Source organism: Arthrobacter sp. B1805, assembly GCF_002929745.1.
GTDB lineage: Bacteria > Actinomycetota > Actinomycetes > Actinomycetales > Micrococcaceae > Arthrobacter_D.
The window spans coordinates 45,260-69,779 of the sequence record NZ_PJIQ01000010.1 but is presented as its reverse complement, the minus strand read 5'-3'; the positions used below and the strand labels follow the sequence as shown (position 1 = coordinate 69,779).

The 24,520-nt window shown below is 57.6% G+C and carries 25 protein-coding genes and 3 pseudogenes; 12 read left to right on the top strand and 16 right to left on the bottom strand.

Annotation, left to right across the window (positions count from 1 at the left end; genetic code table 11):
- Window positions 1-16: 16 nt before the first annotated feature.
- The 10 genes from CXQ96_RS12285 to CXQ96_RS12240 all read right to left on the bottom strand — a co-directional run bounded on the left by CXQ96_RS12285 (window position 17) and on the right by CXQ96_RS12240 (window position 8,884).
- The gene (locus tag CXQ96_RS12285; RefSeq protein WP_104118321.1) at window positions 17-355 is read right to left on the bottom strand and encodes a hypothetical protein; all 339 of its coding nucleotides are present in this window, start codon (window positions 353-355) and stop codon (window positions 17-19) included.
- The gene (locus CXQ96_RS12280) at window positions 352-951 is read right to left on the bottom strand and encodes a 3-phenylpropionate/cinnamic acid dioxygenase subunit beta (RefSeq protein ID WP_104118320.1); all 600 of its coding nucleotides are present in this window, start codon (window positions 949-951) and stop codon (window positions 352-354) included. The genes CXQ96_RS12285 and CXQ96_RS12280 overlap by 4 nt, the downstream gene beginning before the upstream one ends.
- Window positions 952-953: 2 nt before the next feature.
- Window positions 954-2,414 (bottom strand): Rieske 2Fe-2S domain-containing protein, encoded by a 1,461-nt coding sequence (locus CXQ96_RS12275; protein ID WP_104118319.1) that lies wholly within the window; start codon window positions 2,412-2,414, stop codon window positions 954-956.
- Window positions 2,415-2,545: 131 nt separating this feature from the next.
- Window positions 2,546-3,409 carry an aldo/keto reductase gene (locus tag CXQ96_RS12270; protein WP_104118318.1) on the bottom strand — a complete coding sequence of 288 codons (864 nt, stop codon included), beginning with the start codon at window positions 3,407-3,409 and terminating at the stop codon, window positions 2,546-2,548.
- 75 nt (window positions 3,410-3,484) lie between these two features.
- Window positions 3,485-4,630, bottom strand: coding sequence for an MFS transporter (locus CXQ96_RS12265; RefSeq protein WP_258059097.1), 1,146 nt, complete (start codon window positions 4,628-4,630; stop codon window positions 3,485-3,487).
- An 89-nt stretch (window positions 4,631-4,719) separates the two neighbouring features.
- On the bottom strand, window positions 4,720-5,376 hold the full coding sequence (locus tag CXQ96_RS12260) for an N-carbamoylsarcosine amidohydrolase (protein ID WP_104118317.1): 657 nt from the start codon (window positions 5,374-5,376) through the stop codon (window positions 4,720-4,722).
- Window positions 5,377-5,458: 82 nt separating this feature from the next.
- Window positions 5,459-6,076, bottom strand: a complete 618-nt coding sequence (locus CXQ96_RS12255) for an ABC transporter permease (protein ID WP_258059096.1) — start codon at window positions 6,074-6,076, stop codon at window positions 5,459-5,461.
- 182 nt (window positions 6,077-6,258) lie between these two features.
- Complete coding sequence (locus CXQ96_RS12250; protein ID WP_181036450.1) at window positions 6,259-7,059, bottom strand: ABC transporter permease; 801 nt, start codon at window positions 7,057-7,059, stop codon at window positions 6,259-6,261.
- Window positions 7,056-7,883 carry an ABC transporter ATP-binding protein gene (locus CXQ96_RS12245; protein WP_104118315.1) on the bottom strand — a complete coding sequence of 276 codons (828 nt, stop codon included), beginning with the start codon at window positions 7,881-7,883 and terminating at the stop codon, window positions 7,056-7,058. The genes CXQ96_RS12250 and CXQ96_RS12245 overlap by 4 nt, the downstream gene beginning before the upstream one ends.
- Window positions 7,880-8,884, bottom strand: a complete 1,005-nt coding sequence (locus tag CXQ96_RS12240; protein ID WP_181036449.1) for an ABC transporter substrate-binding protein — start codon at window positions 8,882-8,884, stop codon at window positions 7,880-7,882. Before CXQ96_RS12240 ends, CXQ96_RS12245 begins: the two co-directional genes overlap by 4 nt.
- A gap of 381 nt (window positions 8,885-9,265) precedes the next feature.
- On the opposite strand from CXQ96_RS12240, the gene CXQ96_RS19070 reads away from it, so the two are divergent.
- The 8 genes from CXQ96_RS19070 to CXQ96_RS12200 all read left to right on the top strand — a co-directional run bounded on the left by CXQ96_RS19070 (window position 9,266) and on the right by CXQ96_RS12200 (window position 16,079).
- Window positions 9,266-10,078 (top strand): IclR family transcriptional regulator, encoded by an 813-nt coding sequence (locus CXQ96_RS19070; protein ID WP_104118314.1) that lies wholly within the window; start codon window positions 9,266-9,268, stop codon window positions 10,076-10,078.
- A 109-nt stretch (window positions 10,079-10,187) separates the two neighbouring features.
- Window positions 10,188-10,868, top strand: a complete 681-nt coding sequence (locus CXQ96_RS12230; protein ID WP_104118313.1) for a 4-carboxy-4-hydroxy-2-oxoadipate aldolase/oxaloacetate decarboxylase — start codon at window positions 10,188-10,190, stop codon at window positions 10,866-10,868.
- Complete coding sequence (locus tag CXQ96_RS12225) at window positions 10,865-11,977, top strand: 4-oxalomesaconate tautomerase (RefSeq protein WP_258059095.1); 1,113 nt, start codon at window positions 10,865-10,867, stop codon at window positions 11,975-11,977. Before CXQ96_RS12230 ends, CXQ96_RS12225 begins: the two co-directional genes overlap by 4 nt.
- Window positions 11,974-12,993 (top strand): amidohydrolase family protein, encoded by a 1,020-nt coding sequence (locus tag CXQ96_RS12220; RefSeq protein WP_104118312.1) that lies wholly within the window; start codon window positions 11,974-11,976, stop codon window positions 12,991-12,993. Before CXQ96_RS12225 ends, CXQ96_RS12220 begins: the two co-directional genes overlap by 4 nt.
- Window positions 12,990-13,883, top strand: coding sequence for an amidohydrolase family protein (locus CXQ96_RS12215; protein WP_104118311.1), 894 nt, complete (start codon window positions 12,990-12,992; stop codon window positions 13,881-13,883). The genes CXQ96_RS12220 and CXQ96_RS12215 overlap by 4 nt, the downstream gene beginning before the upstream one ends.
- A gap of 2 nt (window positions 13,884-13,885) precedes the next feature.
- Window positions 13,886-14,284: a protocatechuate 4,5-dioxygenase subunit alpha gene (gene ligA / locus CXQ96_RS18905; RefSeq protein WP_104118310.1), complete on the top strand. Its 399-nt coding sequence runs from the start codon at window positions 13,886-13,888 to the stop codon at window positions 14,282-14,284.
- Window positions 14,284-15,132 (top strand): class III extradiol dioxygenase subunit beta, encoded by an 849-nt coding sequence (locus CXQ96_RS12205; protein WP_104118309.1) that lies wholly within the window; start codon window positions 14,284-14,286, stop codon window positions 15,130-15,132. Before ligA ends, CXQ96_RS12205 begins: the two co-directional genes overlap by 1 nt.
- Entirely contained in the window at window positions 15,129-16,079 is a 951-nt protein-coding gene (locus CXQ96_RS12200; protein ID WP_104118308.1) for a Gfo/Idh/MocA family oxidoreductase, read from the top strand. Before CXQ96_RS12205 ends, CXQ96_RS12200 begins: the two co-directional genes overlap by 4 nt.
- Before the next feature lie 9 nt (window positions 16,080-16,088).
- Here CXQ96_RS12200 and CXQ96_RS12195 read toward each other — a convergent pair whose 3' ends face one another.
- The 5 genes and pseudogenes from CXQ96_RS12195 to fdxA all read right to left on the bottom strand — a co-directional run.
- On the bottom strand, window positions 16,089-16,868 hold the full coding sequence (locus CXQ96_RS12195) for an NAD(P)-dependent oxidoreductase (RefSeq protein ID WP_104118307.1): 780 nt from the start codon (window positions 16,866-16,868) through the stop codon (window positions 16,089-16,091).
- A 4-nt stretch (window positions 16,869-16,872) separates the two neighbouring features.
- Window positions 16,873-17,877 carry an aldo/keto reductase gene (locus tag CXQ96_RS12190; protein ID WP_104118306.1) on the bottom strand — a complete coding sequence of 335 codons (1,005 nt, stop codon included), beginning with the start codon at window positions 17,875-17,877 and terminating at the stop codon, window positions 16,873-16,875.
- A gap of 194 nt (window positions 17,878-18,071) precedes the next feature.
- Window positions 18,072-19,526: an aldehyde dehydrogenase family protein gene (locus CXQ96_RS12185; protein WP_104118305.1), complete on the bottom strand. Its 1,455-nt coding sequence runs from the start codon at window positions 19,524-19,526 to the stop codon at window positions 18,072-18,074.
- A gap of 773 nt (window positions 19,527-20,299) precedes the next feature.
- Window positions 20,300-20,929: pseudogene (locus tag CXQ96_RS12180) on the bottom strand (leucine zipper domain-containing protein); the annotation flags it as partial.
- A 455-nt stretch (window positions 20,930-21,384) separates the two neighbouring features.
- A pseudogene (fdxA, locus tag CXQ96_RS18900) lies at window positions 21,385-21,674 on the bottom strand (ferredoxin); the annotation flags it as partial.
- On the opposite strand from fdxA, the pseudogene CXQ96_RS18895 reads away from it, so the two are divergent.
- The 4 genes and pseudogenes from CXQ96_RS18895 to CXQ96_RS19065 all read left to right on the top strand — a co-directional run.
- Window positions 21,636-21,769 (top strand): annotated as a pseudogene (locus CXQ96_RS18895) (Fe-Mn family superoxide dismutase); the annotation flags it as partial. The pseudogenes fdxA and CXQ96_RS18895 sit on opposite strands and share 39 nt — an antisense overlap.
- A gap of 564 nt (window positions 21,770-22,333) precedes the next feature.
- Window positions 22,334-22,984: a hypothetical protein gene (locus CXQ96_RS12165; protein ID WP_146070876.1), complete on the top strand. Its 651-nt coding sequence runs from the start codon at window positions 22,334-22,336 to the stop codon at window positions 22,982-22,984.
- The gene (locus tag CXQ96_RS12160; RefSeq protein ID WP_104118303.1) at window positions 22,981-23,481 is read left to right on the top strand and encodes a flavin reductase family protein; all 501 of its coding nucleotides are present in this window, start codon (window positions 22,981-22,983) and stop codon (window positions 23,479-23,481) included. The genes CXQ96_RS12165 and CXQ96_RS12160 overlap by 4 nt, the downstream gene beginning before the upstream one ends.
- A gap of 232 nt (window positions 23,482-23,713) precedes the next feature.
- Window positions 23,714-24,118 carry a DUF6640 family protein gene (locus tag CXQ96_RS19065; protein ID WP_368783640.1) on the top strand — a complete coding sequence of 135 codons (405 nt, stop codon included), beginning with the start codon at window positions 23,714-23,716 and terminating at the stop codon, window positions 24,116-24,118.
- Here CXQ96_RS19065 and CXQ96_RS12150 read toward each other — a convergent pair.
- Window positions 24,115-24,519 carry a DUF4913 domain-containing protein gene (locus CXQ96_RS12150; protein WP_104118302.1) on the bottom strand — a complete coding sequence of 135 codons (405 nt, stop codon included), beginning with the start codon at window positions 24,517-24,519 and terminating at the stop codon, window positions 24,115-24,117. The two genes, CXQ96_RS19065 and CXQ96_RS12150, sit on opposite strands and share 4 nt — an antisense overlap.
- Between the last annotated feature and the right edge of the window lies 1 nt (window position 24,520).

Below are 24,520 nucleotides of genomic sequence, written 5' to 3'. Positions count from 1 at the left end.
GATCAAACTCCTTGACCTAAATATTGCTGTTCTTCTTGAATTGAGACATTTGCTCGTCCTCGGCGATGAGCGGGCCGAAGGGTTTTCCGATCATCGCCGAAAAGGTTGCCGGCGCCTGCCAGGTCAGCGACTCGAGTTCCAGCGGGCACAAAGAAACCCACTGGCCCGAGCGCGGGGACTTGATCATCAGCCTGGAACCATTGCGGGTTTCCACCCTTATGATATGGACCTCGGAAAACTCATTGGCAATGATGATCGGCTCGCCGGTGGTGTGTGATTCCAGCCGGTCGCGTTCCTCTGCCGCGCGAATCGCGGCAAGGCGGTCTTCTTCCTCGCCTTCCCATCCAATTTTCATAGGAATATGGCCAGATTCTGCATTCGGATGACCGATTCGTCCACCATGATTGTTCGGCGTGCGAGTGCCCATCCTGTCCCGGTACGGCGCAGAAGATCTTCCCGACCGGCCGACACTGTGGCAGCTTCACGCACATCACCACGGCTCCGGAACAGCAGGACTGCTGAATCCACGATAATTTCGTCTTGCTTGTCTGTGCGGAATGTTCGAACGTTCGTAACATAGTGGCGCAATCGTGAGGGGGGGTCTTCTGTCCAGGCATGCTCTGTGGCGAACCGGGCTACGCGTCGGCTGAGCGAGTACTTGTTTTCGTCGAGGTGAGCCATGCCTGGGGATGTGCTGTAACCGGCGCCGAGGGCGGTCGTGACGCGGACGGGCATGAGATAGTGCACGTCTTCGGCGATCCGTGCCATCCATGCATCATAGTCCTGAGCGTCCAAGAGGTAGGCTTCGTCAACTAGCCAGCGGTGTGCGTCAAGATGGAGCCTGTCATCGAACGGGAGGGATTCTCCTGTTCTCTGTGTACGTGGGGCGTGCCCACCCAGAACGGATTGTTCGGAAAGCGTCTTTCCGTTGCGGTCGGCTTCAACACTCATGGCTAGGCCTCCTGAGAAGTGATCTGGGCAGCTGCGATGGCGGTGCTTCCGGCGGCCCGTGATGGGTCCGCGCCGGCGGCCGGGGGCGGCTGAATCGGGTCGGTTCCGACGCGCAGCTGAGCGGCCTTCTCCATCGGGCGTTCAAGGTGGTCGGCCCACCTCAGCAGGAGTTCACGCTGGTTATATTCGCTGTAGCCCACCCGGGTGGAACCTGGTCCTGAATATTCCTCAGCCGATAAAGGTTCGACCACGTTTTGCCCGTTTTCGAGCATACCCATGCGACTGTTGAGCAGTAGACGGCGGGCCATCGGCCCGCCCGCCGTGCTGGTCAACGAGACCCAGTTTTCAACGTCGTCCTGCTCGAACATGCCACCGCTGCCGAAGCACATTAGGTAGGCCTTGTAAGAGAGCGCCTTGAATTCCTCTGACGCGTTCTTGTCCACTGCGAACCATGAAACGATTTCCGTCTCGTCTTCGCTGATCGGCTGCCACTGGCGAATGGAGATGAAGGGGAGAACTTCGTCGGAATCTTCTTCTACTCGAGGCCAGTTGTGAACGAAGCTCATATTCGGGAAGACCGATGCAGCGGACACCATAAAACCGTCCTTGCCGACCACGTCCAGCTGTTCCTGGCTCCACTGTTCCTTCATTCGCTCAATCATGTCGTCCGGATATCCGACATAGCGAAGCCGCTCCTCCAAAGTTCCTTCTGGGAGCTTATAAGTTGTCCCGCCGCCGCTGCCGGCCCAGTATGTGGTGCCGTCCTTACGCTTCTCGGCCTTGGGTTCGCGGAACAGGCCGATTTCAACAACAGATGTATGAGTCTGGGGAGTGTGGTACATGTCGCCTGCGAAGTTCTCCGCGCCGATCTTCCAGTTCGCTTTGACGCGCCACCGTTGGGGGCCTCGTAGCTCTATTCCGTCAGCACTTTGCTTCGTGTAGTAGTCCATATAGAACTTGAATTCGCCGAGGAAGTCTTCAAGAGGCTCCGCGTCAGGGTCAAGGCTGATGAAAATGAGACCGTTGTATACGCCTAGGGATGGGGCGGGCAGCAGGGTCTGGCCCTTTTTCTTGAATCCCTCTTCCCCGCCGTAGGCCTCCTGGTGGAAGGGCAGGCCCACGATGCGCCCATCGTTACGGTAGGACCAGCCGTGGTAGGGGCAGCGGAAATGTGAAGCGTTTCCCATCTCCGCGCGACAGACCTGCATTCCGCGGTGAAGACACATGTTGAAGAGAGCGCGGATTTCGCCTTTTTCGTCTCTGGAAATGATGAATGAGTCTTCCAACACCCGCCGCACCACGTAGTCCCCGGCTTCCGGCACCTCGGACTCGTGAGCAACGAAGAGCCAGCTCCGTCCGAAGAGGCGCTCCTTTTCGAGCTCAAAGATGTCTTTGTCGTTGTAAATGTGCGCAGGAATCATGCCGCGCTGCACGTCCTGGATGACGCTGGTCTGGTCTGTCATGAAAGGTCTCCTTCATTGGGCCCGCATGTCGATTCTCTGTTGGGCAGAGAATATTTCTGTATTCAAGAGAATGCCTCAGTTTGTGAGGTTCGTCAACCCTTGCAAGCTCTGCAAGGAGGCGTCCATGGCACTTAATGGCCGTTTTCGGGCAGATCAGAGTCTCGAGCGGCTTCCTCGCCCTTGTCCAAACGCCGGATCTCGGCCATTTCCTCGGCGCTGAGCGAGAAATCGAACACGGCAAGGTTCTCTCTGAGCCACAACGGGTTAGAAGCTTGTGGAATGGGCACAATGTCCTGTTGGACATGCCACCGCAGCAGGACTTGGGCAGGTGACTTCTCCAGTCGTTGAGCGATATGGACGATGGTTGGGTTCGTCCGCAGGCCGGAGGACCTGCCGATGGGACTCCAAGCTTCAGTGACAGTTCCCAATAATTTGTGGACGGCGCGCGGCTCCCTCCGTGCAAGATCGGGGCTCAGTTGGATTTGGTTTACGTCAGGAACCACTCCGGTAGCATCAATGATTTCCTTCAAGTGCGCAGGTTTGAAGTTGGAAACCCCGATAGCGTTTACGCGGCCTTCCTCTAGTAGCTTCACGAGCCCCTTCCATGCGTCCACATACTTACCCAAGGAAGGAACCGGCCAGTGGCACATAAACATGTCTAAATGGTCGAGGCCGAATTTTCGCAGGCTCTCGTCATAGGCCCGTTGCACTCCATCAACGCTGTGCGATTCCTTGTTGAACTTGCTTGAGATGAACAATTCGGACCGAGGGACGCCTGCAGTTCGGATGCCCCGCCCGACCGCTTCTTCGTTCCCGTACTGGAACGCTGTATCGATCAATCGGTACCCGCTCTGCAGAGCGAAACGTACCGCAGTTTCACACTCATCCTCCACCATGGGCCAGGTTCCCAGACCCATGCGCGGAATAGCGTGCCCATGCAGCAACTTCAGCCGGGGAACCTCCGAAACAGTCGTATCAATCGGCTTGGTTGTCATCTGATACCTTTTTCTCTGAGATTTCATGGTTATCTGTTGGAGCGGCATGGCTGGCCCCGATTCCGTTGGGCCTGCCTACGCAGGGCGCTCTTTTCTGCGCGTACCTTTCGCGGCTGCCGGAAGAGTAATGAGGACACCTACCGTAGCCAGCGCGGCGGCAACAGGAACCGCCGTAACGAGTAGGGCCATCACAACGGGGGTTACAAAGAGCGCCGATGCCCGGACAGTCCCAGTCAACGCAAGAGCGTCGCCACGTTCTTCGGGGCACACTGTATCGGCCGCTATCGCTGGTCCGACAGTCTGAAGGATCCCTGCACCGATGCCGGAAACAGCAAGGGCGACGGCAACGGCAGCTGCTGTGCCGGCCAGTGGCCCTGCCACGGCCACCCCGACTCCCGTTGCCAGGAGGCCCGTGATGAGGGAGGTCGTGTTTCCCTGTTTGCGCAACCAGCTTGCCGACATGCTTCCGGCTAGAACGGCAGAATTAGCTACGGATACTAGGATGCCGATGACAATGGCGGATTGCCCGGCCAGGGCGAGCACGATGGGAATGTAGGAGTCTAAGAGACTCCTCCAAACGCCCGCTCCAGCGTTCATCCAGCAAGCGGAATCAACTCCACGGCGCCGCCACAGGCCTTCAGCCATTATTCCATTAGCGGAATGAACCGGAGCGAAGACCGGGAGTTTGCGGAGAAGGGCTGCAGGAAGAATGGCGGCCGATGCTGCCGATGCTGCCACAAGCAACGGCAGCGAAGCTGAAAGTTGCCACAGATAACCTGCGATTGCTGGCCCCAACAGCGCTCCTAGGCCGGCGGCGAGGTTCACATCAGTTGATCCCTTGACGGACGAAGGTGACGTCCGGATGGCATGCGTTTGGCTGCTGGTCCAGAAGAGGGCCCGGGCCGAGCCCTGGACCAGCTGGGACACTACGAATACCACCAGCGCATGCGAGACGACAATCAGAGCGCATGATATGGCGATCATGAACGCCGCTGCCACGAGAAAAGTTTTGTCGGGAAATTTGCGCATCAGTAACCCCAGGAATACTCGCGTCACCAACTGCGAGACAGCTGCCAGTGCAACAATCATTCCGACTTCGACAGGGCCATATCCCACAGCAATGGCCAGTATTGGCACCACCACTGCCAGGATTCCGAGGGCAAAAGAAAACAACGCAGTTGCGGCAATGCCAAGGGATCGGTCAGCCCCTGACGAGCCCATAGTCTTGCCTCTGCTGGGCTAGGACGCGCTGCAAATGAACCAGAGCCTGCTTATAGAGCTGGTGCGGCGAGATCTTCGACTCGCTGATCCTAACCACGGACATGTTCGAGGTAAGTTTTTGCCTCTTCCAGTCCCACAACATCACCGTACTTGTTGTCAATATCGAAAAGGCTCGCAAGGTGCGGCAGCTCGGCCCGGTCACCCACGCCATCTTCAATCACGATCGTGTGAAATCCGTATGAGCAGGAATCCACCGCCGTAGCCCGGATGCACCCGCTGGTGGTGCATCCGACAAGGAGCAGCGTGTCGATACCTTTGGATACCAGTCGGGCCGCAAGATCAGTACCAAAAAAGCAGGATGCATACTTTTTCACGAGCAGCATCTCTTTGCCCTGACGGGCTAGTCTTTCGTCGAGCTCGACCCATTCACTTCCCTCAACCAGCCAACTGTTGGACGGGATTTTTTGGATCCACTTGCCAGCCTCCTGCAGGTCGGAATCGTAGGCAACCGTAGAAAAGATCACCGGGACGTGCGCGGTCCGTGCGCGCTCCAGAAGTTCCTGAGTTGCTTTTACCTGTTCATCAAGATCTCCAGCCAATGGTGACCGCGCGTCTGTGAACCCACGAATCAGGTCCACTACTAACAATGCCGGCCGACTTCCGAACCCGATCCTCCCACCCAATCCCTTTTCCCTGAACTGAGATCTCAACTTCTGATACTCCTCTCGGGCAGCAGTCTCAGACATCCATTCCCCTTCCCTAGAACGTTTAGTAGTCACACACCTGTGGGTAATCAGGCGTACCTACGGGCCCCCTTTCGGCAAGGGGCTATAGTTGTTTGTTCCCTAGTCTCCGTTCAACTGCCCACAGGGCCAGGTTGCCAATCAGTGCAATTGCGGCAAGGAGCACGATGATGCCGTACATGGTCGGCAGGTCCAGCATGCCGTATGCGCGCAGAGCCAAGAGCCCGAGCCCGGCGCGGGCAGCGAAAAATTCAGCGATGATCACGTTGATGAACGCGATGCTGAAGCCGATACGAATGCCGACCATGAGCGATGGTGCCATGGCCGGTACATATATCTTTGTCACGGTTTGCAGGGGCGACAGGCTAAGCGAGCGTGCCAGCTTAGGCAGAAGCGGGTTGATCGCGCGGACGCCTGCTGTCGTTGAGACCATGATCGGGAATACTGCGGCCAGTGCCGCCATTGCGGACTGCGCTCCAACGCCTACTCCAAATATTTGCAAAAGAATGGGGAAGAAGATCACGCGTGGGATGGCGAAGGCGCCTGCCACGAGGGGGTCGAAAACAGCGCCGAGAAACTTGCTCCGCCCGATGGCGTAACCCAGCGGAAAGCCCACGGCAGCCGCAATTAAGAACCCGATAGCCACGGCCTGCATGGTTGCGTTGAGGTGCCGATAGATGGAGCCATCAGCGAACCTGTCCATAAGGGCACTAAGGGATTCCGCGGGCGAAGCGACGAGGTCACTCATCGTAGACAGCAGCGCCCACAGAAGTATCAGGGCTACCAACACAGCAGCACGCCAGACATTATCCCAGACAACCCTGGATCTGCCTGCTCCTTGGGGCGGGGCAACTCTGGGCGACGAAGGAGTCGTTACATCGGTACTCACAGCATGTCCCTTCTAATGCGTTTCTCTAGCCAGGTAAGAACGCTATTGACCAGGACACTAAGAACGATGACAACAGCAATATAGGCCCACATGTCAGCCGTATTCAGCTCCCGGTAGTAGAAGCCTGCCCGGAAACCAACTCCTTGGGACGCAAGGATGAACTCCATGGCAACGGTGCCAATAACAGCATAAATAAAACCCAGCTTTACTCCAGGGAAGATAAGCGGCGTCGCCGCCGGAAAGAGAACCTTCAAATAATATTGCTGAGGGGAAGCGCTGACAGAATTGGCGAGCTTATGAAGAATCGGCCTAATGGCGTTAAGGGCAACCATCGTGGTCAGGGCAATGGGAATCAAAGACATAGATGCGGCTATGACGATGATCGGTCCAGCGTTGAGTCCCATCACGGCCAAAAGAACCGGATAGAACAACAACGTAGGCATTGCGTAGCCCGTGACGATGAATGGCTCAAGGATGCGCCCTGCAGCCGGTACCCGCCATAAGAAAACTCCAAGCGGGACTCCCAACACAAGTCCGATGCTGAACGCTGTCAGAATTGTAGTCAAAGTCCGGGCAGCGTCCTGCCCAAACTGTTCAGTCGGTACGATGGAAGCTAACTCAGCCAGAATCACCGATGGTGGCACCATGAGCGACTGACTGATCATGCCTGTCCGGGTGGTGAGCTCGAGAACAGCAACAAGTGCAACAATGATGGCCCAGCGGACCATCGAAGCGCGCTGCAGATCAGCGAATTTCCGCTTGGGCTGCCCAAGCGCGGGCTTTGTCAAGACGTTCACGCTAACCGCGCCCCTGGTCCCAACGTTTTCTCCGCCTCAACCTTTACCAGCGCCCACAAGTGGTCTTCCAATTCGCGGAATCTGGGCAGCGAATGGGTTCCTTCGGGTCGGGGCCGCGGCAGGTCGATGGTCACCACTTCCTTGACAACGGACGGCCTGGCTGACATGACCCAAACCTCATCGGAAAGGTAAACGGCTTCCTGAATATCGTGAGTGATGAACAGCACGCGATTGCGTGTCTTTTCCCAGATGTGCAGCAGTTCCCGGCCAATGAATTGCCTTGTCTGCTGGTCCAAAGCACCGAAAGGTTCATCCATAAGAAGAACTCGGGGCTCCATTGCCAAGGCCCGAGCGATAGCAACACGCTGCTTCATTCCTCCAGAGAGCTGGCCCGGGCGGTGGTCCTCGAAACCGGAGAGGCCAACGAGCTCGATCATTCGACGCGCGCTCTCATAGCGCTCGGTCTTCGGGAGGCCTTTGACCTCAAGGCCGAACGCTACGTTATCCAGCACCGTGCGCCAGTGCAGGGTGGAGTCCTCTTGAAACACCATGGCAGTGTCCTTCCGAGGGCCGGTTACAGTCTCACCGTTTATGCTGACCGTGCCTTGCGTGGGTTTGAGCAGGCCGCCGACCATGTCAAGCAACGTACTTTTCCCGCAACCACTGGGGCCAACGACTGAAACGAACTTCCCCTCAGGTATCGCTCCTGAAACGTTAGCGACTGCTTGAGTGCTTCCTGTCCCGGTACCGAAAGTCATTCCAATATTGTCGAAAACGACATCACTGTCGTGTCCCACTGAATCGATCGGGGATATATGGCTCATGAAAAAAAGTTCCTCATAACGATGGCATCAATGTCCGGCTCTTTCGTAATCTGACCTTGTTCCTTACCGGCAGCCACGACGGCCGCCAGCTGGGCGTCCGTGAAATCCAGGCTGTAAAAGTTTTGCGAGTTCTTGAGTGCCTCAAGCGCCACCGCGGGCTGGTAATCGATGGCCTTCCCATAGACTTCGGCCGCCTTTTCGAGGTCGTTGGTGATCAGGTCCATCGCTTTCTTAAGCGCCCGGCCCCAGCCCTTGAGTGCATCGGTATTTTCATCTATGAATGATCCCGTAGCCACCAAGCACGTGTCCGACCAGTCCGTCACGAAGTCGCGGGAACGCCAAATTACCTTCGCCCCGCTTTCCGAAGCGATTTTCTCCGAGAGCGGTGAAGCCGTCCAAGCTACGTCAACGACGTTTTGGGAGACGGCAGTCCAGGAATCGCTGGCTGATCCGACGCTGATAAGTTCAACGTCTTCGCCGGGAATTATGCCCGCCTCCCGTAACGTGCGGTCGGCGAAATACGAGGAATTTGACCCTGGCGTGCTAACCGCGACCTTCTTCCCCCTAACATCTTCAATAGATGTAATTGGCGATGTCGGCAGCGCAATGAAGTCGACGGAAGCCGCAGTATAGACGTTACCGAAGGTTCTCACATCCATACCCTTTTCGGCCGCGATAAAGACCGGGATAGTGGAGGAGGTGCCGAAGCCAATTCCCGATTCGATCCCTCGCACAGTGTCCAGTCCTCCCGGGAACTGAATGTGTTCGAGGGTCAGTCCCTCTTCCTCGTAATAGCCCTCCGCCTGTGCGATGAAGAAAGGCGCGGAATGGATAAGGCTGGCCAGCCCGGTGACTGCTACGTCGCCCGAATATCCCCCATCACCCCCACCGTTGGCCCCTCCGTCTTGACCGCAACCGGTCAACCCTCCGAGAAATAAAGTCCCACCAGCGGCGGCCGTGATTTTTAGAAATCCGCGGCGCCCTATCGTTTCAAACTTCATTCGGTTCTCCCTCATCTTCGTGTCAGATCCGTTGACCCAGTGAAGCACATCACATCGCTGCTGTCCAGATTCATATTCTGGAAGACAGAGCATCCGGGCCTTTAGTGGCTTGCGGGTCTTTAGTGGCTTGTAGGAGGCACCGCAACAGTCGTAACCATGGAGTGCTTGCGCCGAAAGCAGCAGAAGCCGACCGTCATGGCTCCGGCTCCGGCACCACAACGGAGCTGCAAAAATTGGGCATTTCTTGGTTGGATGGGGACAAGACCAGTTAGGCATCATGTATACGGGCGCCGGCCTCGGAACGCCGGCGTGGTAGACCCACCGAGACGGCGCGTCCCGTGGAAAAGGTAACTTCTCTATGAGAATTCCGGATCGCTGCAAGTGTTTAGTAGTACGGTAAACTCTGCCCCTCTGGCGAAGAAGGAGCCTGTGGTGAAATCGGTAAGCGGTCGTGTCATCGCCGTTCTGGCCACGTTCGATACGAAGCACCGCAGGCAGTCTCTTACCTCCATATCGCGCAGATCTAATTTGCCTTTAACCACAGTTCACCGTCTCGTTCACGAACTAGAGGAGCATTCGGCCTTGATCCGGGGTCGGGATGGAGACTACGAAATAGGCAGCAGAATCTGGCGCCTAGGGATCTTAGCCTCGGTGCATGCTGACCTTCGTGAAGTGGCGCTTCCCTACATGGAAGACGTTTACGAACAATGCAATGGGGCTGTGCAGATTGCGGTACTCGATGGCCTTAGGTGCCTCGTGGTTGAGCGCATAGCTGGTTCCCGAACGTTGTCCGTGCTAAGTAAGCCAGGCTCCCGCCTTCCCCTACACGCTACGGGGGTGGGGAAGGTGCTATTGGCTTTCGGAACGAAAGACTTGCACGAAGCTGTTCTTAACTCGCTGGATCGTTTCACTGACCAGACGATAGTAGATGCTCAAAGATTGAGCTCTCAGTTGCAGACGATCAAAGCGCAGGGATTTGCACGAACTGATGAAGAGCTTGTCTACGGCGCGACGTCTCTCGCTGTGCCTTTGCGGGGCAAGGACGGCAGGGTCATCGCTGCTCTTGGCATTGTTGTCCCCAGTCGAACTAAAGATGTAGCACTTATGATCCCAACGATGCAGGTGACAGCCGCTGCCCTTTCCAAAAAGTTGGTTGAGAGCGGTCTAGGTGACACAACGCGCGTAAAGCACTGACTAGCTCGCTCCTCTACTCGTCTTCCGGTATCCGGAATTCCCCTTGGAGAAACGTGCCCGCATGAAGTTCTCTGGTTACAGCGCTATCCGCAGTATTCGAAGGAGAATTATGGCACGAGTAGTTCGCGGTACCCCACGTACCCCTCTCGACATCGTCGATGGGCTTGCTGACTTGGGTGTCGCCACAGTTCATGAGTCCCAAGGCCGCTCTGGTCTGCTGGACATCCGCCTTCGGCCCATCTTCCCGGCGAGAATCGCAGGGAATGCGCTCACCTGTGAGGTGGCTCCGGGGGATAACTGGTCCATCCATGTTGCTGTTGAGCAGGCCCAGGCCGGGGACGTTCTTGTGGTGACTCCAACCAGCCCTTGTAACGATGGATATTTAGGCGACTTGCTCGCAGAAAGTCTGGTTGCACATGACGTGCGTGGCCTTGTCATTGATGCTGGTGTTCGCGACGTGGACACGTTAACCGACATGAAATTTCCGGTTTGGTCAAAGGTCATCGGCGCGCAGGGAACGGTCAAAGAAACCGTCGGTAACGTACAGGTTCCCATCGTCATTGCCAACCAGCTCATTCGACCCGGCGACGTGATCGTGGCCGACATTGATGGTGTTTGCGTTGTCCAACGCGAGGACGCGGCAACTGTGCTCGCTAAGGGCCGTGAGCGTGAAGCGAATGAGACCGCGAAGCGGGTCCGTCTTCGAGCGGGCGAGCTGGGCCTTGACATTTACGACATGCGCGACAGGCTCGCTGCCAAGGGTCTGGTATACGAGGACTACGCGAAGTGACCAGTACCCAGGTGGCAGTGCCCTGTACGGTGATGCGTGGTGGTACCTCGAAGGGGCTGTACTTCCTAGCAGAGGATCTGCCCGAGGACCCCGGTGTACGGGACGCTTTCCTTCTCGCGGCCATGGGCTCACCGGACCCACGCGAAATTGACGGCATGGGGGGAGGACATCCGCTCACCTCAAAAGTGGCAGTCGTCAGCCGCTCCAGCCGCCCGGGGATCGACGTGAACTATCTTTTTCTGCAGGTCTGGCCCGACCGCGCCGAGGTCAGCGACCAGCAGAACTGCGGCAACATTCTGGCAGGCGTCGGTCCGTTCGCCTTGGAACAGGGTCTTCTTCTTGCCGTTGATGGCATCACGGCGGTCTCTATCTACATGGTGAACACCGATTCGAAGGCTACGGCCTTCGTGGAGACCCCGGGCGGGGTCGTTAACTACGCTGGGTCGGCCCGTATCGACGGCGTTCCTGGAACGCACGCACCGGTCATGATCAATTTTGAAGATGTCGCAGGGTCAAGTTGTGGGTCGCTTCTGCCCACCGGCAATGTGGTGGACGTCGTCAAGGGCGTGGAGGTGACCTGTATCGACAACGGCATGCCGGTGGTTTGTCTCAATGCCTCCGACTTTGGCGTCACGGGTTATGAGACACCGGCCGAACTCGAGGCGAATCCCGGGCTTAAAGCACGACTTGAAGAGATTCGTCTGGACGTGGGGCACTTGATGAATCTGGGCGATGTCACCAACAAGACGGTTCCCAAGATGAGCCTGTTGGCACCGGCCATGGGAGGCGCGTTCGTCAGCACCCGCACGTTCATTCCCCATCGGGTCCATGAATCAATCGGTGTGCTGGGTGCCGTTTCGGTCGCCACCGCCTGCATGCTCGAAGGCAGCGTTGCTGCCCGGACTGGTGATCCGGCTGCACGTCTCAGCAATTCCGGTGCCGGCGTAGAAATTGAAGTCGAGCACCCCTCCGGCGTTTTCACGGTCCACATGGACGTCGACACCTCATCCGGCGAACCCGTCATCACCAAATCCGCGTTGCTTCGCACCGCCCGAATGCTCATGTCGGGCTCCATCTTCGTCCCGCAATCATCCTGGGAGATCACATGATTCTCGACTGCCACGGCCACTACACAACCGCCCCGGATCTCCACAACCAGTGGCGGATTGATCAACTGACAGCCTTCAAGTCAGGTCATCCCAGCCCCGCCTACCCTGATATCTCCGACGAGACCATCATCGACTCCGTCACGTCCAACCAGCTGCGCCTCATCAACGATCGCGGCATCGACCTCACCATCTTTTCCCCGCGGGCATCCGCCATGGGCCACCACGAGGGTGATCAGCGGATCAGCCTCGAATGGACTACGGCCTGCAACAACCTGATCAAACGCGTCGTAGACCTCTTCCCCGAAACATTCGTCGGGGTATGCCAGCTCCCGCAGTCCCCGGGAGCAGACCTGACTGAATCGATCAAAGAACTCGAACGGTGCGTCACCGAGCTCGGTTTCATCGGATGCAACCTCAACCCCGACCCCAGCGGCGGGAAATGGGACTCACTGCCACTGACCGACAAGTACTGGTATCCCCTCTACGAAAAAATGGTGGAACTCGACGTTCCCGCCATGATCCACGTCTCGGCCTCCTGTAATCCCAACTTCCATGCGACCGGGGCGCACTATATGAATGCGGACACCACAGCGTTCATGCAGCTGCTCCAAGGCGATCTGTTCGGTGATTTCCCGGCACTGCGGTTCATCATCCCGCACGGCGGTGGTGCTGTGCCCTACCACTGGGGGCGATACCGCGGTCTAGCCGACATGCTCAAGCAACCCAACCTCGATACGCACCTCATGAACAACGTCTTCTTCGACACCTGCGTGTACCACCAGCCAGGCATCAACCTCCTCCTTGACGTCATCGACAACAAAAACATCCTGTTCGGTTCCGAAATGATCGGCGCCGTCCGCGGTATTGATCCTCAGACCAACCAGTACTTTGATGACACGAAGCGCTATATTGACGCGGCCGGAATCACCGATCAGGAGCGCGAGCGAATCTTCGCCACCAATGCCCAGACGGTCTTTCCGCGCCTCAAGCAAAAGCTGGAGGCCTTGGTCCGATGAACACACCCACCTTTGTGAAAGATGCCGACTGGCTCGACTGGCACCCCAACCCGAGCAAGCCCACGTTCCGGGTTCCGGACGGCGCCGTCGATGCGCACTGCCACGTTTTCGGTCCCGGCAGCATCTTCCCTTTCGCCCCCGAACGCAAGTACACTCCGTGCGATGCCAGCAGGGATCAACTGTTCGCGCTGCGGGACTTCCTCGGCTTCGAAAAGAACGTCGTGGTTCAGGCAACTTGCCACGGTTCGGACAATTCGGCTCTCCTGGATGTCCTGGAGCACTCGAACGACAAGGCCCGCGGCGTGGTCACCGTCAAACCCGATGTTTCTTCGGGACAGCTGGCAGGGATGCACGAACTCGGCGTACGCGGCGTTCGGTTCAACTACGTCAAGCGTCTCGTTGATCCCAAACCCGACGCGTATTACCGCGAAATCATCGAAAAAATCCGTCCACTGGGATGGCATGTCGTGCTCTACTTCGAACCAGCCGATCTTCGGGAAAGGTGGGACTTCTTCACATCCTTGAACGTTCCTATTGTCATTGACCACATAGGCCGCCCCGATGTCGCCAAACCCGTAGACGGCCCTGAATTTGCGGAATTCCTGCGCTTCATGCGGGAGAACCCGAACGTCACATCCAAGGTCAGCTGCCCGGACCGCATCACGAACAGCGGATCCCCCGATTATGCAGATGTAGTGCCGTTCGCGCGAACTGTGGTTGAGGAATTCCCTGATCGAGTTCTGTGGGGGACCGACTGGCCTCACCCCAACATGAAACAAGAGATGCCCGACGACGGCCTCCTCGTCGACTACGTCCCCTCGGTAGCAACAACTCCGGCCCTGCAGGAGAAACTGCTCGTCACCAACCCCAACAATATCTACTGGAGCTGATTATGAAGCCCGATTTCGACCAATTCGAGGACCTCCCCGGCACGACCATCTTCACCATTGAAAAAGCCCGTGAGGGTTTTCATTTCAACGAATTCTGCATGAGCCTCCGCAAGGAAGAAAACCGTAAAAGGTTTCTTGCCGACGAGCGCTCCTACCTGGACGAGTGGGAGATGACGGAAGACCAGAAGCAAGCTGTCCTCACCCGTGACTTCCAGAAGATGCTCGATAGCGGCGGCAACGTCTACTTCCTATCCAAAATCTTCGCGGCGGAAGGACTGTCGTATGTCCAGGCCGTGAGCACCATGACCGACATGGACGTCAAGGAGTACCAGGCAATGATGCTAAGTGGTGGCCGCAACATCGAAGGCTGGCGCTCCAAGAAAGAAAGAGGCGAAGCGTAATGGCAAAGATCACCGCTGGCATCGCGACCAGCCACGTGCCCGCAGTAGGGGCAGCTATCGACATGGGCCGTACAGAAGAGGACTACTGGAAGCCCATGTTCGAGGGGTACGAGTTCTCAAAGAACTGGATCAAGGACAACAACCCGGACGTGGCGATCATCGTCTACAACGACCACGCCTCCTACTTCGGCATGGAGATCATGCCCACCTTCGCCGTAGGAGTGGCCGAATCGTTCGAGATCTGCGACGAGGGATACGGGCCGCGGCCGGTCCCTTCCGTAGAAGGTGCACCGGAGCTGGCCACCCATCTGGCGGCCTCACTCATCCTTGATGACTTCGACCTGACAGTGTTGAACGTGCTGGAAGTGGACCACGGGTTAACCGTGCCAATGTCGCTCATGTTCGGTACCCCGGACAAATGGCCCACCAAAGTCATCCCACTAGCCGTAAATGTCGTGATGTATCCCCAGCCCTCCGGCGAACGTTGCCTCTCCATCGGCAAAGCCATCGGAAGGGCGGTGGCAGAGTTTGACGAAGGCCTCAATGTTCAGATCTGGGGCACCGGCGGCATGAGCCATCAGATCCAGGGTGCCCGCGCAGGCCTTATAAATCTGCCCTGGGACCAGAAGTTTATGGACGACTTAATCAACGAGCCCGAGGTACTCCAGTACAAGCCCCATCTCGAGTACATGAGGGAAGCGGGCTCCGAAGGCGTTGAACTTATTATGTGGCTCATCATGCGCGGCGCACTCGGCGACCAAGTCGAAGAGGTCTACCGCTTCAACCACGTGCCGGCTTCCAACACCTCTGTAGGACACCTGATCCTGACACCTAAGGACGTAGCATGACCGTCAAGCTCGCAGTCGTAGGTCTGGGTGCCTTCGGCCATAAGCACCTTGATGCCATCACTCAGATTCCTGACGCCAAAATTCAGTATGTTGCCCACAGCACGCTGGAAAAAGCCAAGGAGGTAGCCGATAAGTACGGGGCGGAAGGCGCCTTCAGCAGCTACTCCGAGCTGTTGGATCAGGATGACCTCGACGGTGTCATCCTCGCTACTCCCACTCAGATGCACCACGCTCAGACCCTGGAAGCTCTACGCGCGGGTAAAAATGTCATGGTGGAAATCCCTATGGGAGACTCACTGGCCGGCGTACAGGAGATCGTAGAGGCCCAGAAGGAAACAGGCCTCATCGCGATGGCCGGCCACACCCGGCGTTTCAACCCGTCACACCAGTACATCCATAACCGGATCAAGACGGGCGAGTTTTCCATCCAACAAATGGATGTGCAGACGTATTTTTTCCGTCGGACCAACACCAATGCCTTAGGCCAAGCCCGGTCCTGGACAGACCATTTGCTGTGGCACCATGCCGCCCACACGGTCGACCTGTTCCAGTACCAGACGGGCGAGACGATCGTAAAGGCCAATGCCGTTCAGGGGCCGAAGCATCCTGAACTTGGCATAGCAATGGACATGTCTATCCAGCTGCAGAGCGAGAAGGGCAAAATTTGCACGCTCTCGCTGTCTTTCAACAACGACGGCCCCATCGGGACCTTTTTCCGCTACATCGGGGACACCGGCACGTACATCGCCCGGTATGACGATCTCGTTGACGGCAAAGAAACAGCCATCGACGTCTCCAAGGTCGCGGTATCGATGAACGGCATCGAGCTACAGGACCGCGAGTTCGTGGCCGCCATCCAGGAACAGCGCGAGCCTAACTCGAGCGTTGCACAGGTTCTACCCTGTTATGTGGTGCTCGACGCCCTGCAGCAGCAGCTTGAGTACTAGAACGCCGGACTACGGGCGCTTGCTGAACGGAATCTTCTTTCCGTGCAGGATGCGCCCGTAGTTGAACTCGATCCCGGGAAGCATGGTGCTCTCATACCCGGACTCGTTGAGCATGGCTACAACATCCATGATTTCAATCTGGCGGCGCTTAATATGCTCAGCGGTACCGGACAGGTGCTGCTGGGCTCTCTCCGCTGAGCCGCCTTCGAACTCTTCCAGTATTTGCTGGTAAGCCCAACTCTGCATGCCCATGCTTTCGGCCGCCCACAAACAGTCAATGACAGCAGCGGCAATTCCTTTGGCCAGCAGACTGCGGATGAGATTACGCGCCGTTGCTTCACCCGGTACCTCGGAAACATACCTGAGGGTCAGCCCAGACGGTTCGAGTAGCTCTATCATCCGCCTGGCTGCGGGACCGGCGAGGTCCATAATGAGCCCATCGGCCGACACGGGATCCTGCTGCACGATGACCGCGTCTGCAAACATACCATCGGGAAAGAGTGCCGCGAGCTGCCTTTTGGTTGCGGGTGTACCGGTGCTCAAATCCGCATAGAGCGCATCTTCCCTTAGTAGGGCGACAAGCCGCTCCGCGATTCTTGATGGACCTGCCGAAGAACCGAGGGCGAAGACCAAGTCGGCATTTGACACAGCCAGCTCCAGGCCATCGGCAGGTCCCTTTGAAGCGGGATCGAACAGGCTGACCGTGTATCCGGCCTCCGTGAGCCCATTGGTAATCTGGGATCCGGCCCCCTTTTTACCGATGATGGTGATGTTGGGACGCGCTGCCATGACCTTAGCTCCCACGTCGGTCTTTATGCGTATTCGTACGGTCGAAAAGCTTCATCTGGGCCACGGTGTGGTGGCCACCCACGGGTTGCGTGACGTTATCAAGCGCCACGATCTGCTCGGCGGTGAGTTTCACATCCACGGCGAGGAGATCTTCTTCAAGGTGGGAGATACGGATGGTGCCAGGAATTGGCGCCCAGTCATCACCCTTACTGAGCAACCAAGCCAGCGCGACCTGCGAAAGAGTAGCTCCTGTTTCTTCGGCTACAGCTTGCACATCCTTCAACGCATGGAGATTCTTCTCCAGTGCACCGTTCATGAACCGGGGGTTTCCCAACCGCCAGTCGTCCTGATCCAGCTGATCAAGGGATCGGATCCTACCCGTGAGGAGGCCCCTACCGAGCGGCGAGTACGGCACAAAACCGATGCCCAGCTCTTCCAGCAGTTCCAACGTTCCGTCGTCACCATCACGCGTCCATAGTGAGTATTCAGACTGAAGCGCTGTTATCGGGTGAACCGCGTTCGCCCGGCGAATGGTGTCGGGCCCGGCTTCAGAGAGCCCGATGTGACGGATTTTGCCCTCGCTAATCAGTTCTTTCAACGTGCCGATGACCTCTTCAATAGGCACGACTCTGTCGACGCGATGCTGGTAATAGAGATCAATGTAGTCGGTATCCAGACGGGTGAGGGAGCCGTCTACCGCCGCCCGGATGTTTTCGGCGGAGCTGTCCAAAGGCCCAGGGTTCCCGACGTGAGAAACCATGCCGAATTTAGACGTTACAACGACCTGGTCACGCCGACCCTTCAGAGCTTTACCGAGAAGCACTTCGTTCTTGTACGGACCGTAGAGCTCCGCGCTGTCGAAGTGCGTTACCCCCAATTCCACTGCACGATGAATCGTACGGATCGAGTCCTTCTCAGCTTGCCTGTGGCCGGTGTAGATGTGGGACATGCCCATGCAACCTAAACCGATTGCGGATACGGTGAGGTCACGAAGATTGATATATCGCAAAGGAACCCTTTCGGTTGCAGAAACTTTCTCCGGTCTACTGCTTACAATTCTGTCGGATTCCACCGCCCGGCCGAAGAGGGAACACACTTCACCGCAGGAATCTACGCCTTTCCAACTTCGCAGTCACCATCGGCCATCGATGATGGCCTCCTCTGATGCTGACTAGGTAAGCCGTGTTGTTGTGGTGGTTGGGGTTACGTGAGGAGTACGGTTGTTGTTTTTATTTCAGCGTAGGAGAGCAGTTCTTCGAGCGATTCTTCCCGACCGACGCCGGAGGATTTTACGCCGCCGAAGGGCAGTCCCCAATAGTGGCGGCTGCCGCCGTTGACGACGACGTATCCTGCTTCGACCTTGTTGGCGGTGGTTAAAGCACGTGTGATATTCGAGCTCCATACTGTTGCGGTGAGCCCGTATTCAACGCCATTGGCGATCTGTAGGGCTTCTTCGTCTGAGTCGAACTGAATGACTGACAGGATCGGGCCGAAGATCTCAGTTTGTTCAATGTAGGAGCCAGGGGCTACGTCGACCAAGACGGTTGGCGCGATGTACCAGCCTGAATTGCCGACGGTTGTCGGCCTACCCCCGCCGGTAACAATTCTGGCCCCTTCGGTCGTCGCTTTGCTGATTGCCTGTTCGGATTTTCGGTACTGGGCTTCGGAGACCAGCGGTCCCATTTGAGTGGATTCATCCAAGGGGTGGCCCACTTTGATGTCCCCGACTAGTTCGCACACCCGCGCGGTGAGCTCGGCGGCGATGGAGGAATGCACGAGTAGGCGGCTGGTCGATCCACAGCTCTGTCCGGCTGTCCAGGTGAAGTTCATCCCCATGACCGCGCCCTGGGCGGCTTTTTCGATGTCGGCATCGGCGAAAACGATCTGAGCGTTCTTTCCTCCGAGTTCCAAAGAAATGTGCTTCACACCTATTTCTGCAGCGTCGCGCTGAATCATCCGTCCCGTTTCCGTTGAACCGATGAACCCGATCCGGCGGATGTCTGGGTGCCTCACGATCGCCCGTCCTGCGACGGATCCTCGCCCAGAAATGGTTATGAGGAGATTTTTCGGGAGTACTTCGGCCGCGATTTCGGCAAGCCTTAGTGATGAGAGCGGAGCCTGGTCTGGGGCTTTCAAGATCACAGCATTGCCCGCCATAAGGGGTGCTGCGATTTTCGACAGGGCAAAGAAAATGGGATGGTTGAAAGCCCCGATACGCGCTACAACTCCAAAAGGTTCATGGGTCGTGTAATGCAGGTTCTCGCTTGCGGGTATGGTCCTTCCACCTAGTTCCAAGGCCATGTCCGCGAAAATGTCGATGAGCTCCAAAGCCCCATCGATGTCGCGACGCATCATCTCTAGTGTGAAGCCCCCGTCAATAGCGTCGAGGGTCGCCAATTCCTCACGATGAGCCTTCACGTGCGCGGCAAGCGCACGCAGCGTAACCGCCCGTTGGCGTGGAGGCAACCCAGCCCAATCTGGCTGCGCTGTCTTCGCTGCTTGAACCGCCCGATCAATGTCGTCCGCTGAACAATCAGGGATGCTGGCAAGACTCCGGCCTGTAGACGGATCCTCGATTTCATAGCTCTTGGTAACTGGAAGTGCCTCGCCATCGACAAGAACGTTCCAAGCTCTAGCACTTATGTCCTGCAGGTTCATAATTCTTTCTCTGGTTGGGGATCAAAGTCATTCGCTTTCAAGGAGATCCAAACTGCGCAAGTTGCTACCAAGACTGGCTAAGGTCAGGCAGGGCCGGAGCGGACGAAGTCGGCATCCCCTGTGAGAATGGACCTGAGGGCTGGCAGGCGGAGGGAACATAACCGGCGGCAAGAACGCCCAATGCGTACAGCACGACCTCTAAGGCCTGGAATCGTCCTATTTCACCGAAAGTCCGGGAGCGGTACATGAATTTTATGTGCGCCAGTTATCCGACGGATATGCCGTTGAACAAGTGTCGTTGCCTACAACAGCGGTGGAATGCGTTACAACATCGACCGTGGTCGCGTGATTTGCCATGAAGCGCAGTTCAGCTGGGACGGAAGACGGTCCAGAAGATTACGACTGCACTTCAGGCAGCGCCCTCTCGGACCTCTACAGAGCAGCAGGATTGATAGCTTGCTCACGGGCATGCCCATTGACCGGACAGCATCAGCAACTCCTCCTTCTCACGGCTTCGTGTTCCTTTGTACCAAGTCTACCAGCGAGTTCTCTGCCTAACAGAATATCTCCGGAGATTTTCATAGAACTTTTTTTTATTACTCTGCAGAGCAGAAGTTATGCTTGCGCGGCGCTAACCCTGATGCGGCGTGCTTCACCGTCGACAGCGGAAGCGGGGGTACTGCACGAGGTGAACGCAAATGCTGCTGAACGTTGCTACATATCTTCACCATGCAAGGCCCTGTGCCACGTTGCGCAGGTGATCCGCAGGATGCAAAGTACGCTCCGGCCCGTTCCCAGAACCCTGCTGCGGTGTCTTGCGTTCGTCGCTGAGGATCTCCGTGTAGAAAAGCCGGGAATAGCCATCGACCGCGTTGTGCAGGTAGTGATAGCCGGGCCGCCGGTTGGCGGCGGTGCGGGTCTTGTTTGCCGTCCCGGCGCCCCTGCCGACGGCGCGGTGACCGCCGCCGTCAGGATCCGGCCGAGTTTCTTGATGTCCACATGCACCAGGTCCCCCGGCTTGGTGTGCTCGTAGCGTCGGATCACCCGGACGGTGGCACGGTCCAGCCAACATAGCCTGGCCAGTCCGTACCGTGCCAGAACTCGGTGCACCGTCGAGGGATGCACCCCGAGGTGGTACCCGATCCGGACCGGTCCCCAACGCCGGTTGATTCGCATCCCGATAATCCGCCGCTCCGCCCTGGCCGGCGTGCGAAGCGGGCAATGATGTGGTCGGCTGGAGGCGTCCATCATCGCCGCGCATCCGTGCTGGCGATACCGGCGAGCTCAGCGTGCAGCAGTGGTTACCGAGACGTGGAACCGTTCTGCTGCCCGGCGCAACGGCCACCATCATCGACAACGCACTGGGCCAATAACAGCCGGCCCTTCGGAGTGAGCAGGGACATGAAGACCTCCGTGCGTGCGAAATGGACTCTAGACAAGCCCCACTCCACCCGGAGGTCTTCTTCATGTCGCCCAGCCACGCACACCGTCACCGACCTCTGTGGTCAATACAACTTGGAGCGATGCTCTACCACGGCGTAAACCCAGAAGCAGGTGTCGTCATGCGTTCGTTGTTCACGGAGTCGATATCGAGCTGTTCTGGGTCGAAATCTTGCCATGGCCCGGTGGTCCAGCCCACCCAGGCCTTCAGATCGGCGTAGCTCTCGTGGCTGGGAGTGGCGAGGACATCAAGCAGGTCGAGTTAGCCCAATGCCCATCCAAATTTTCAGTGGCGCCCGTCGTGCACCGTGGCGTGCCGGCGGGGCACAGCAGGACAGCATCGCTGAACTCCGATGGATCTCCCGATGTCAAAGGTTCCATGACTAGCCTCAGTCATCTTATGTCTGGGGCGGGAGGGCGCTACCAGGGGATGGTCGAAAGACAGCGACCCTACTTTGGTTGCCCTCCCGGCGCCCCGACCTGGTCGAAGAATTCCACATTTGCCCGGCAGTAGTCTTGGAACTCATCGGGCACGTCGTCTTCATAGTAAATGGCCTCCACCGGGCAGACCGGCTCCCAGGCCCCACAGTCGACGCATTCATCCGGATGAATATAGAGCGTGCGTTCACCCTCATAAATGCAGTCCACCGGGCATTCGTCGATACAGGCGCTACTACCCCGCTGCTGATGCTGGATATGTGGGAGCAGGCCTTTTACCTCGATTGCCAGAACGTGCGCCTGACTATGTGGAGGCCTTCTGGAACATCGTCAACTGGGATAACGTCGCCTCCCGGTTTGCAGCAGGCAGCAACTCCGAAGCCGGCCCAGTAACAAGAGACCCCAGTAACAGACCGGATGGGCGGTCGCCCTCATGCAGGGTGAGGGAGCCGACCACGGTGAATGGAGAAATTTACGTGAGTACCACTCGCCGTGTCAGTATCGGCGTCGGCGCCGGACCGGCCGGGATCTTCACCGGCTGGTTGCCGGTGTCGACGTCGACATTTACGTTAGCGTTGAAAACCTCCGCGCTGCATACGACGCGGTTATTCTGGCAACCGGGGCCAACGCCGATGTGCCACTGCCGATTCCGGGAGTCGATATAGCAGGCAGTTAGTGCCTCCGGGTTTGTCTCGTGGTATGATGCGCATCCGGATGTTCCGCAGCCGTGGTCCTTCGACGCCGAGCATGTTGCTATCCTCGGGGCTGGGAACGTCGCGCTGGACGTGGCACGGATGTTAGCAAAGCACGCCCATGACCTGCTGACAACTGACATTCCCGATCACGTCTACGAGGCGCTTCGCGGTAGCCGCATCACAGACATCCATGTATTCGCCCAACCGGGTCCGGCAGAGGCTTAATTCTCTCCGATGGAAATGCGGGAACTGGATAATGTACGCGATGTTGACATCATCGTCGATGCTTTGGACATGGTATTCGACCGCTCCTCAAAGGAGATTATGAACAGTTCCAAGCAGCGCAAACTGGTCGCTGAAACACTGATGGAGTTCTCAGAACGGAAGATGCCTTCCCTAACGGCATCCCGACGGATCCATCTGCACTTCATGCAAGCACCGGCCCGCCTCGAAGAGGTCACCCACGTTGAAGGGCTCACCGTTGACGGCACCCGCCATTTGGTCAACGGAACGGTTGAAAGCAGAGGCGAGTTGCGCCACTACCCAGTCGGACAGGTTTACCGCGCGGTCGGGTACGCCAGTTCACCAATACCCGGGGTCCCGTTCGATTCTCAACGCAGAACCGTAAAGGGACAGTCAATCCAACTGATGGCGAATATCGCCCAGACAGACGCATCGCCTTCGAACCACGTCGCGCCCCCAAACGGCGACCCACTCGAGAGGGTTCTTTCCACCACATCGGCGGAAAGGATCGGTTGGGAAGGATGGCTGCGAGTAGATCAGTATGAGAAGGACACCGGCGCGGACATCGGTCGCGACAAAATCAATGTCTATCACCGTGAGGAACTGGCCGCTCTCGCTCTTGGAAAGGCGGTGGCAGTATGAGTAGTCATCCCTCGCACTATGAGGCCTTCGCCCGCTACGGCAGCGGCGTCACGCTGGTCGCAGTCCGCAGCGGTGACCACGACCACTTCTTCATCGCCGCTTCCGTCCTCACAGCATCGGTGAACCCCTTCACCCTGGCCATCTCGATAGGCCAGGACCGAGCCGCCCTGCCAGCCATCACCTCCGGCGCTCCCTGGGCTGTCTCCGTTCTCACCAATGCACATCTACCGCTGGTCAAACAACTCACCGGACCGACCACCCAACAGCAGCGACTAGCAGCACTCACCAGCGCGGGAGCAAAACCGTCCCCATCCGGCGCACTATGGCTGCCAGATGCACTGGCAACCTACTGGTGCACCACAAACAGCACCACCAAAGTGCACGATCAAGTCCTGGTTATCGGCGACGTCATTCAAGCTGTCAGCTCAGCAGAAGCACAACCTCTGATGCGATGGAATCGCAACTTCCACACCACCACCGAGATCACCTCAGTCTGAGAAAACACCAGGTCCGCCTCACCGGCAATATCAAGGTGGACCCACTTGGTGTGGTCGAGACCTTCGGAGACGGATCCACTACTCTTGGCCAAATCACCCCCCGAACAATGTGGCAGAACCTTGTTAACGGATGTACGAGGAAAGGCCCGCCCCTTGATACAGCCCATCGTGGTCGTGTTAAGGGAGCGGTAAGAACCCACGTCGGCAGTTCGGATAATGAAAAGGTGGATGAATGATGAAACCGGCACGCACTGTCCTACGCACCATCGCTGTAGCCACCGCAGTCGGAGGATTTATCGCGGATTGGAACCGCACTCATCTCTTCAACCCACAATGGCCGCCCCATGCTCGGTTTCACGATGCTATGTCGATAACCTCAGTACAAGTCGGCCGTCCAGTGTGGGCGCACGGCGACGCGCGGGGTGTTGAGCACGGTTTTTATATTCATATCGATCGGATCGGTGAACAGCACGAAGGCGGCAGGAGTAGCATCCGGAACAGTTACGCCCAAGGCAGCGAGCTGAGCTGGAACGTCACCCCCGGTGGCCAGCACTACTCGAGGGTGGACGGCTTTGAGCTTTGTCCTTCGGGCTCCACCCGCCCACAGGCGGATGACCCGCAGCATGGGTTCAGCTAGTCCAGGTCGAATAGCCCTGCTGGCGGTGGAGTAAGGGGTAACGGGATGCCTGTGGGTTTGTGTTCGCGGGGTGTGCACCCGGCGAAGGGTCCGTCCTGGGCGAAGAGTATGCGCATGGTGGCGTCGGCGTGGTCTCGCCACCAGACGATCATTCCTGTGGTCGGGTCGAGCCGTGAGGCTTCCCATGCCCGCCATAGTGCGGTGAGCCGGCTGACGGCTTCGGCGTGGAGCCACCATTTGCTGCACCAGGTGAAGGTGTTGCCGCGGCCTGCAAGGTCGACGGGCCTGCGGTATTGCTGGGCGAGCATCTGGGTGACGAACTGTTCCACGTTCGCGTAGTACAGGCGCGGTTCCTCCTCCGTCACGTCGTTGTTCGCCTCGTCGGCGATGCCGATGTCCACC

What these genes read in the sequence shown, in the direction of transcription:
- CXQ96_RS12285 (WP_104118321.1), bottom strand. Translation starts at nt 355, where the DNA reads ATGAAAATTGGATGGGAAGGCGAGGAAGAAGACCGCCTTGCCGCGATT.
- CXQ96_RS12280 (WP_104118320.1), bottom strand. Translation starts at nt 951, where the DNA reads ATGAGTGTTGAAGCCGACCGCAACGGAAAGACGCTTTCCGAACAATCC.
- CXQ96_RS12275 (WP_104118319.1), bottom strand. Translation starts at nt 2,414, where the DNA reads ATGACAGACCAGACCAGCGTCATCCAGGACGTGCAGCGCGGCATGATT.
- CXQ96_RS12270 (WP_104118318.1), bottom strand. Translation starts at nt 3,409, where the DNA reads ATGACAACCAAGCCGATTGATACGACTGTTTCGGAGGTTCCCCGGCTG.
- CXQ96_RS12265 (WP_258059097.1), bottom strand. Translation starts at nt 4,630, where the DNA reads ATGGGCTCGTCAGGGGCTGACCGATCCCTTGGCATTGCCGCAACTGCG.
- CXQ96_RS12260 (WP_104118317.1), bottom strand. Translation starts at nt 5,376, where the DNA reads ATGTCTGAGACTGCTGCCCGAGAGGAGTATCAGAAGTTGAGATCTCAG.
- CXQ96_RS12255 (WP_258059096.1), bottom strand. Translation starts at nt 6,076, where the DNA reads ATGGACAGGTTCGCTGATGGCTCCATCTATCGGCACCTCAACGCAACC.
- CXQ96_RS12245 (WP_104118315.1), bottom strand. Translation starts at nt 7,883, where the DNA reads ATGAGCCATATATCCCCGATCGATTCAGTGGGACACGACAGTGATGTC.
- CXQ96_RS12240 (WP_181036449.1), bottom strand. Translation starts at nt 8,884, where the DNA reads ATGAAGTTTGAAACGATAGGGCGCCGCGGATTTCTAAAAATCACGGCC.
- CXQ96_RS12230 (WP_104118313.1), top strand. Translation starts at nt 10,188, where the DNA reads ATGGCACGAGTAGTTCGCGGTACCCCACGTACCCCTCTCGACATCGTC.
- CXQ96_RS12220 (WP_104118312.1), top strand. Translation starts at nt 11,974, where the DNA reads ATGATTCTCGACTGCCACGGCCACTACACAACCGCCCCGGATCTCCAC.
- CXQ96_RS12215 (WP_104118311.1), top strand. Translation starts at nt 12,990, where the DNA reads ATGAACACACCCACCTTTGTGAAAGATGCCGACTGGCTCGACTGGCAC.
- ligA (WP_104118310.1), top strand. Translation starts at nt 13,886, where the DNA reads ATGAAGCCCGATTTCGACCAATTCGAGGACCTCCCCGGCACGACCATC.
- CXQ96_RS12205 (WP_104118309.1), top strand. Translation starts at nt 14,284, where the DNA reads ATGGCAAAGATCACCGCTGGCATCGCGACCAGCCACGTGCCCGCAGTA.
- CXQ96_RS12200 (WP_104118308.1), top strand. Translation starts at nt 15,129, where the DNA reads ATGACCGTCAAGCTCGCAGTCGTAGGTCTGGGTGCCTTCGGCCATAAG.
- CXQ96_RS12195 (WP_104118307.1), bottom strand. Translation starts at nt 16,868, where the DNA reads ATGGCAGCGCGTCCCAACATCACCATCATCGGTAAAAAGGGGGCCGGA.
- CXQ96_RS12185 (WP_104118305.1), bottom strand. Translation starts at nt 19,526, where the DNA reads ATGAACCTGCAGGACATAAGTGCTAGAGCTTGGAACGTTCTTGTCGAT.
- CXQ96_RS12165 (WP_146070876.1), top strand. Translation starts at nt 22,334, where the DNA reads ATGGAAATGCGGGAACTGGATAATGTACGCGATGTTGACATCATCGTC.
- CXQ96_RS12160 (WP_104118303.1), top strand. Translation starts at nt 22,981, where the DNA reads ATGAGTAGTCATCCCTCGCACTATGAGGCCTTCGCCCGCTACGGCAGC.
- CXQ96_RS19065 (WP_368783640.1), top strand. Translation starts at nt 23,714, where the DNA reads ATGATGAAACCGGCACGCACTGTCCTACGCACCATCGCTGTAGCCACC.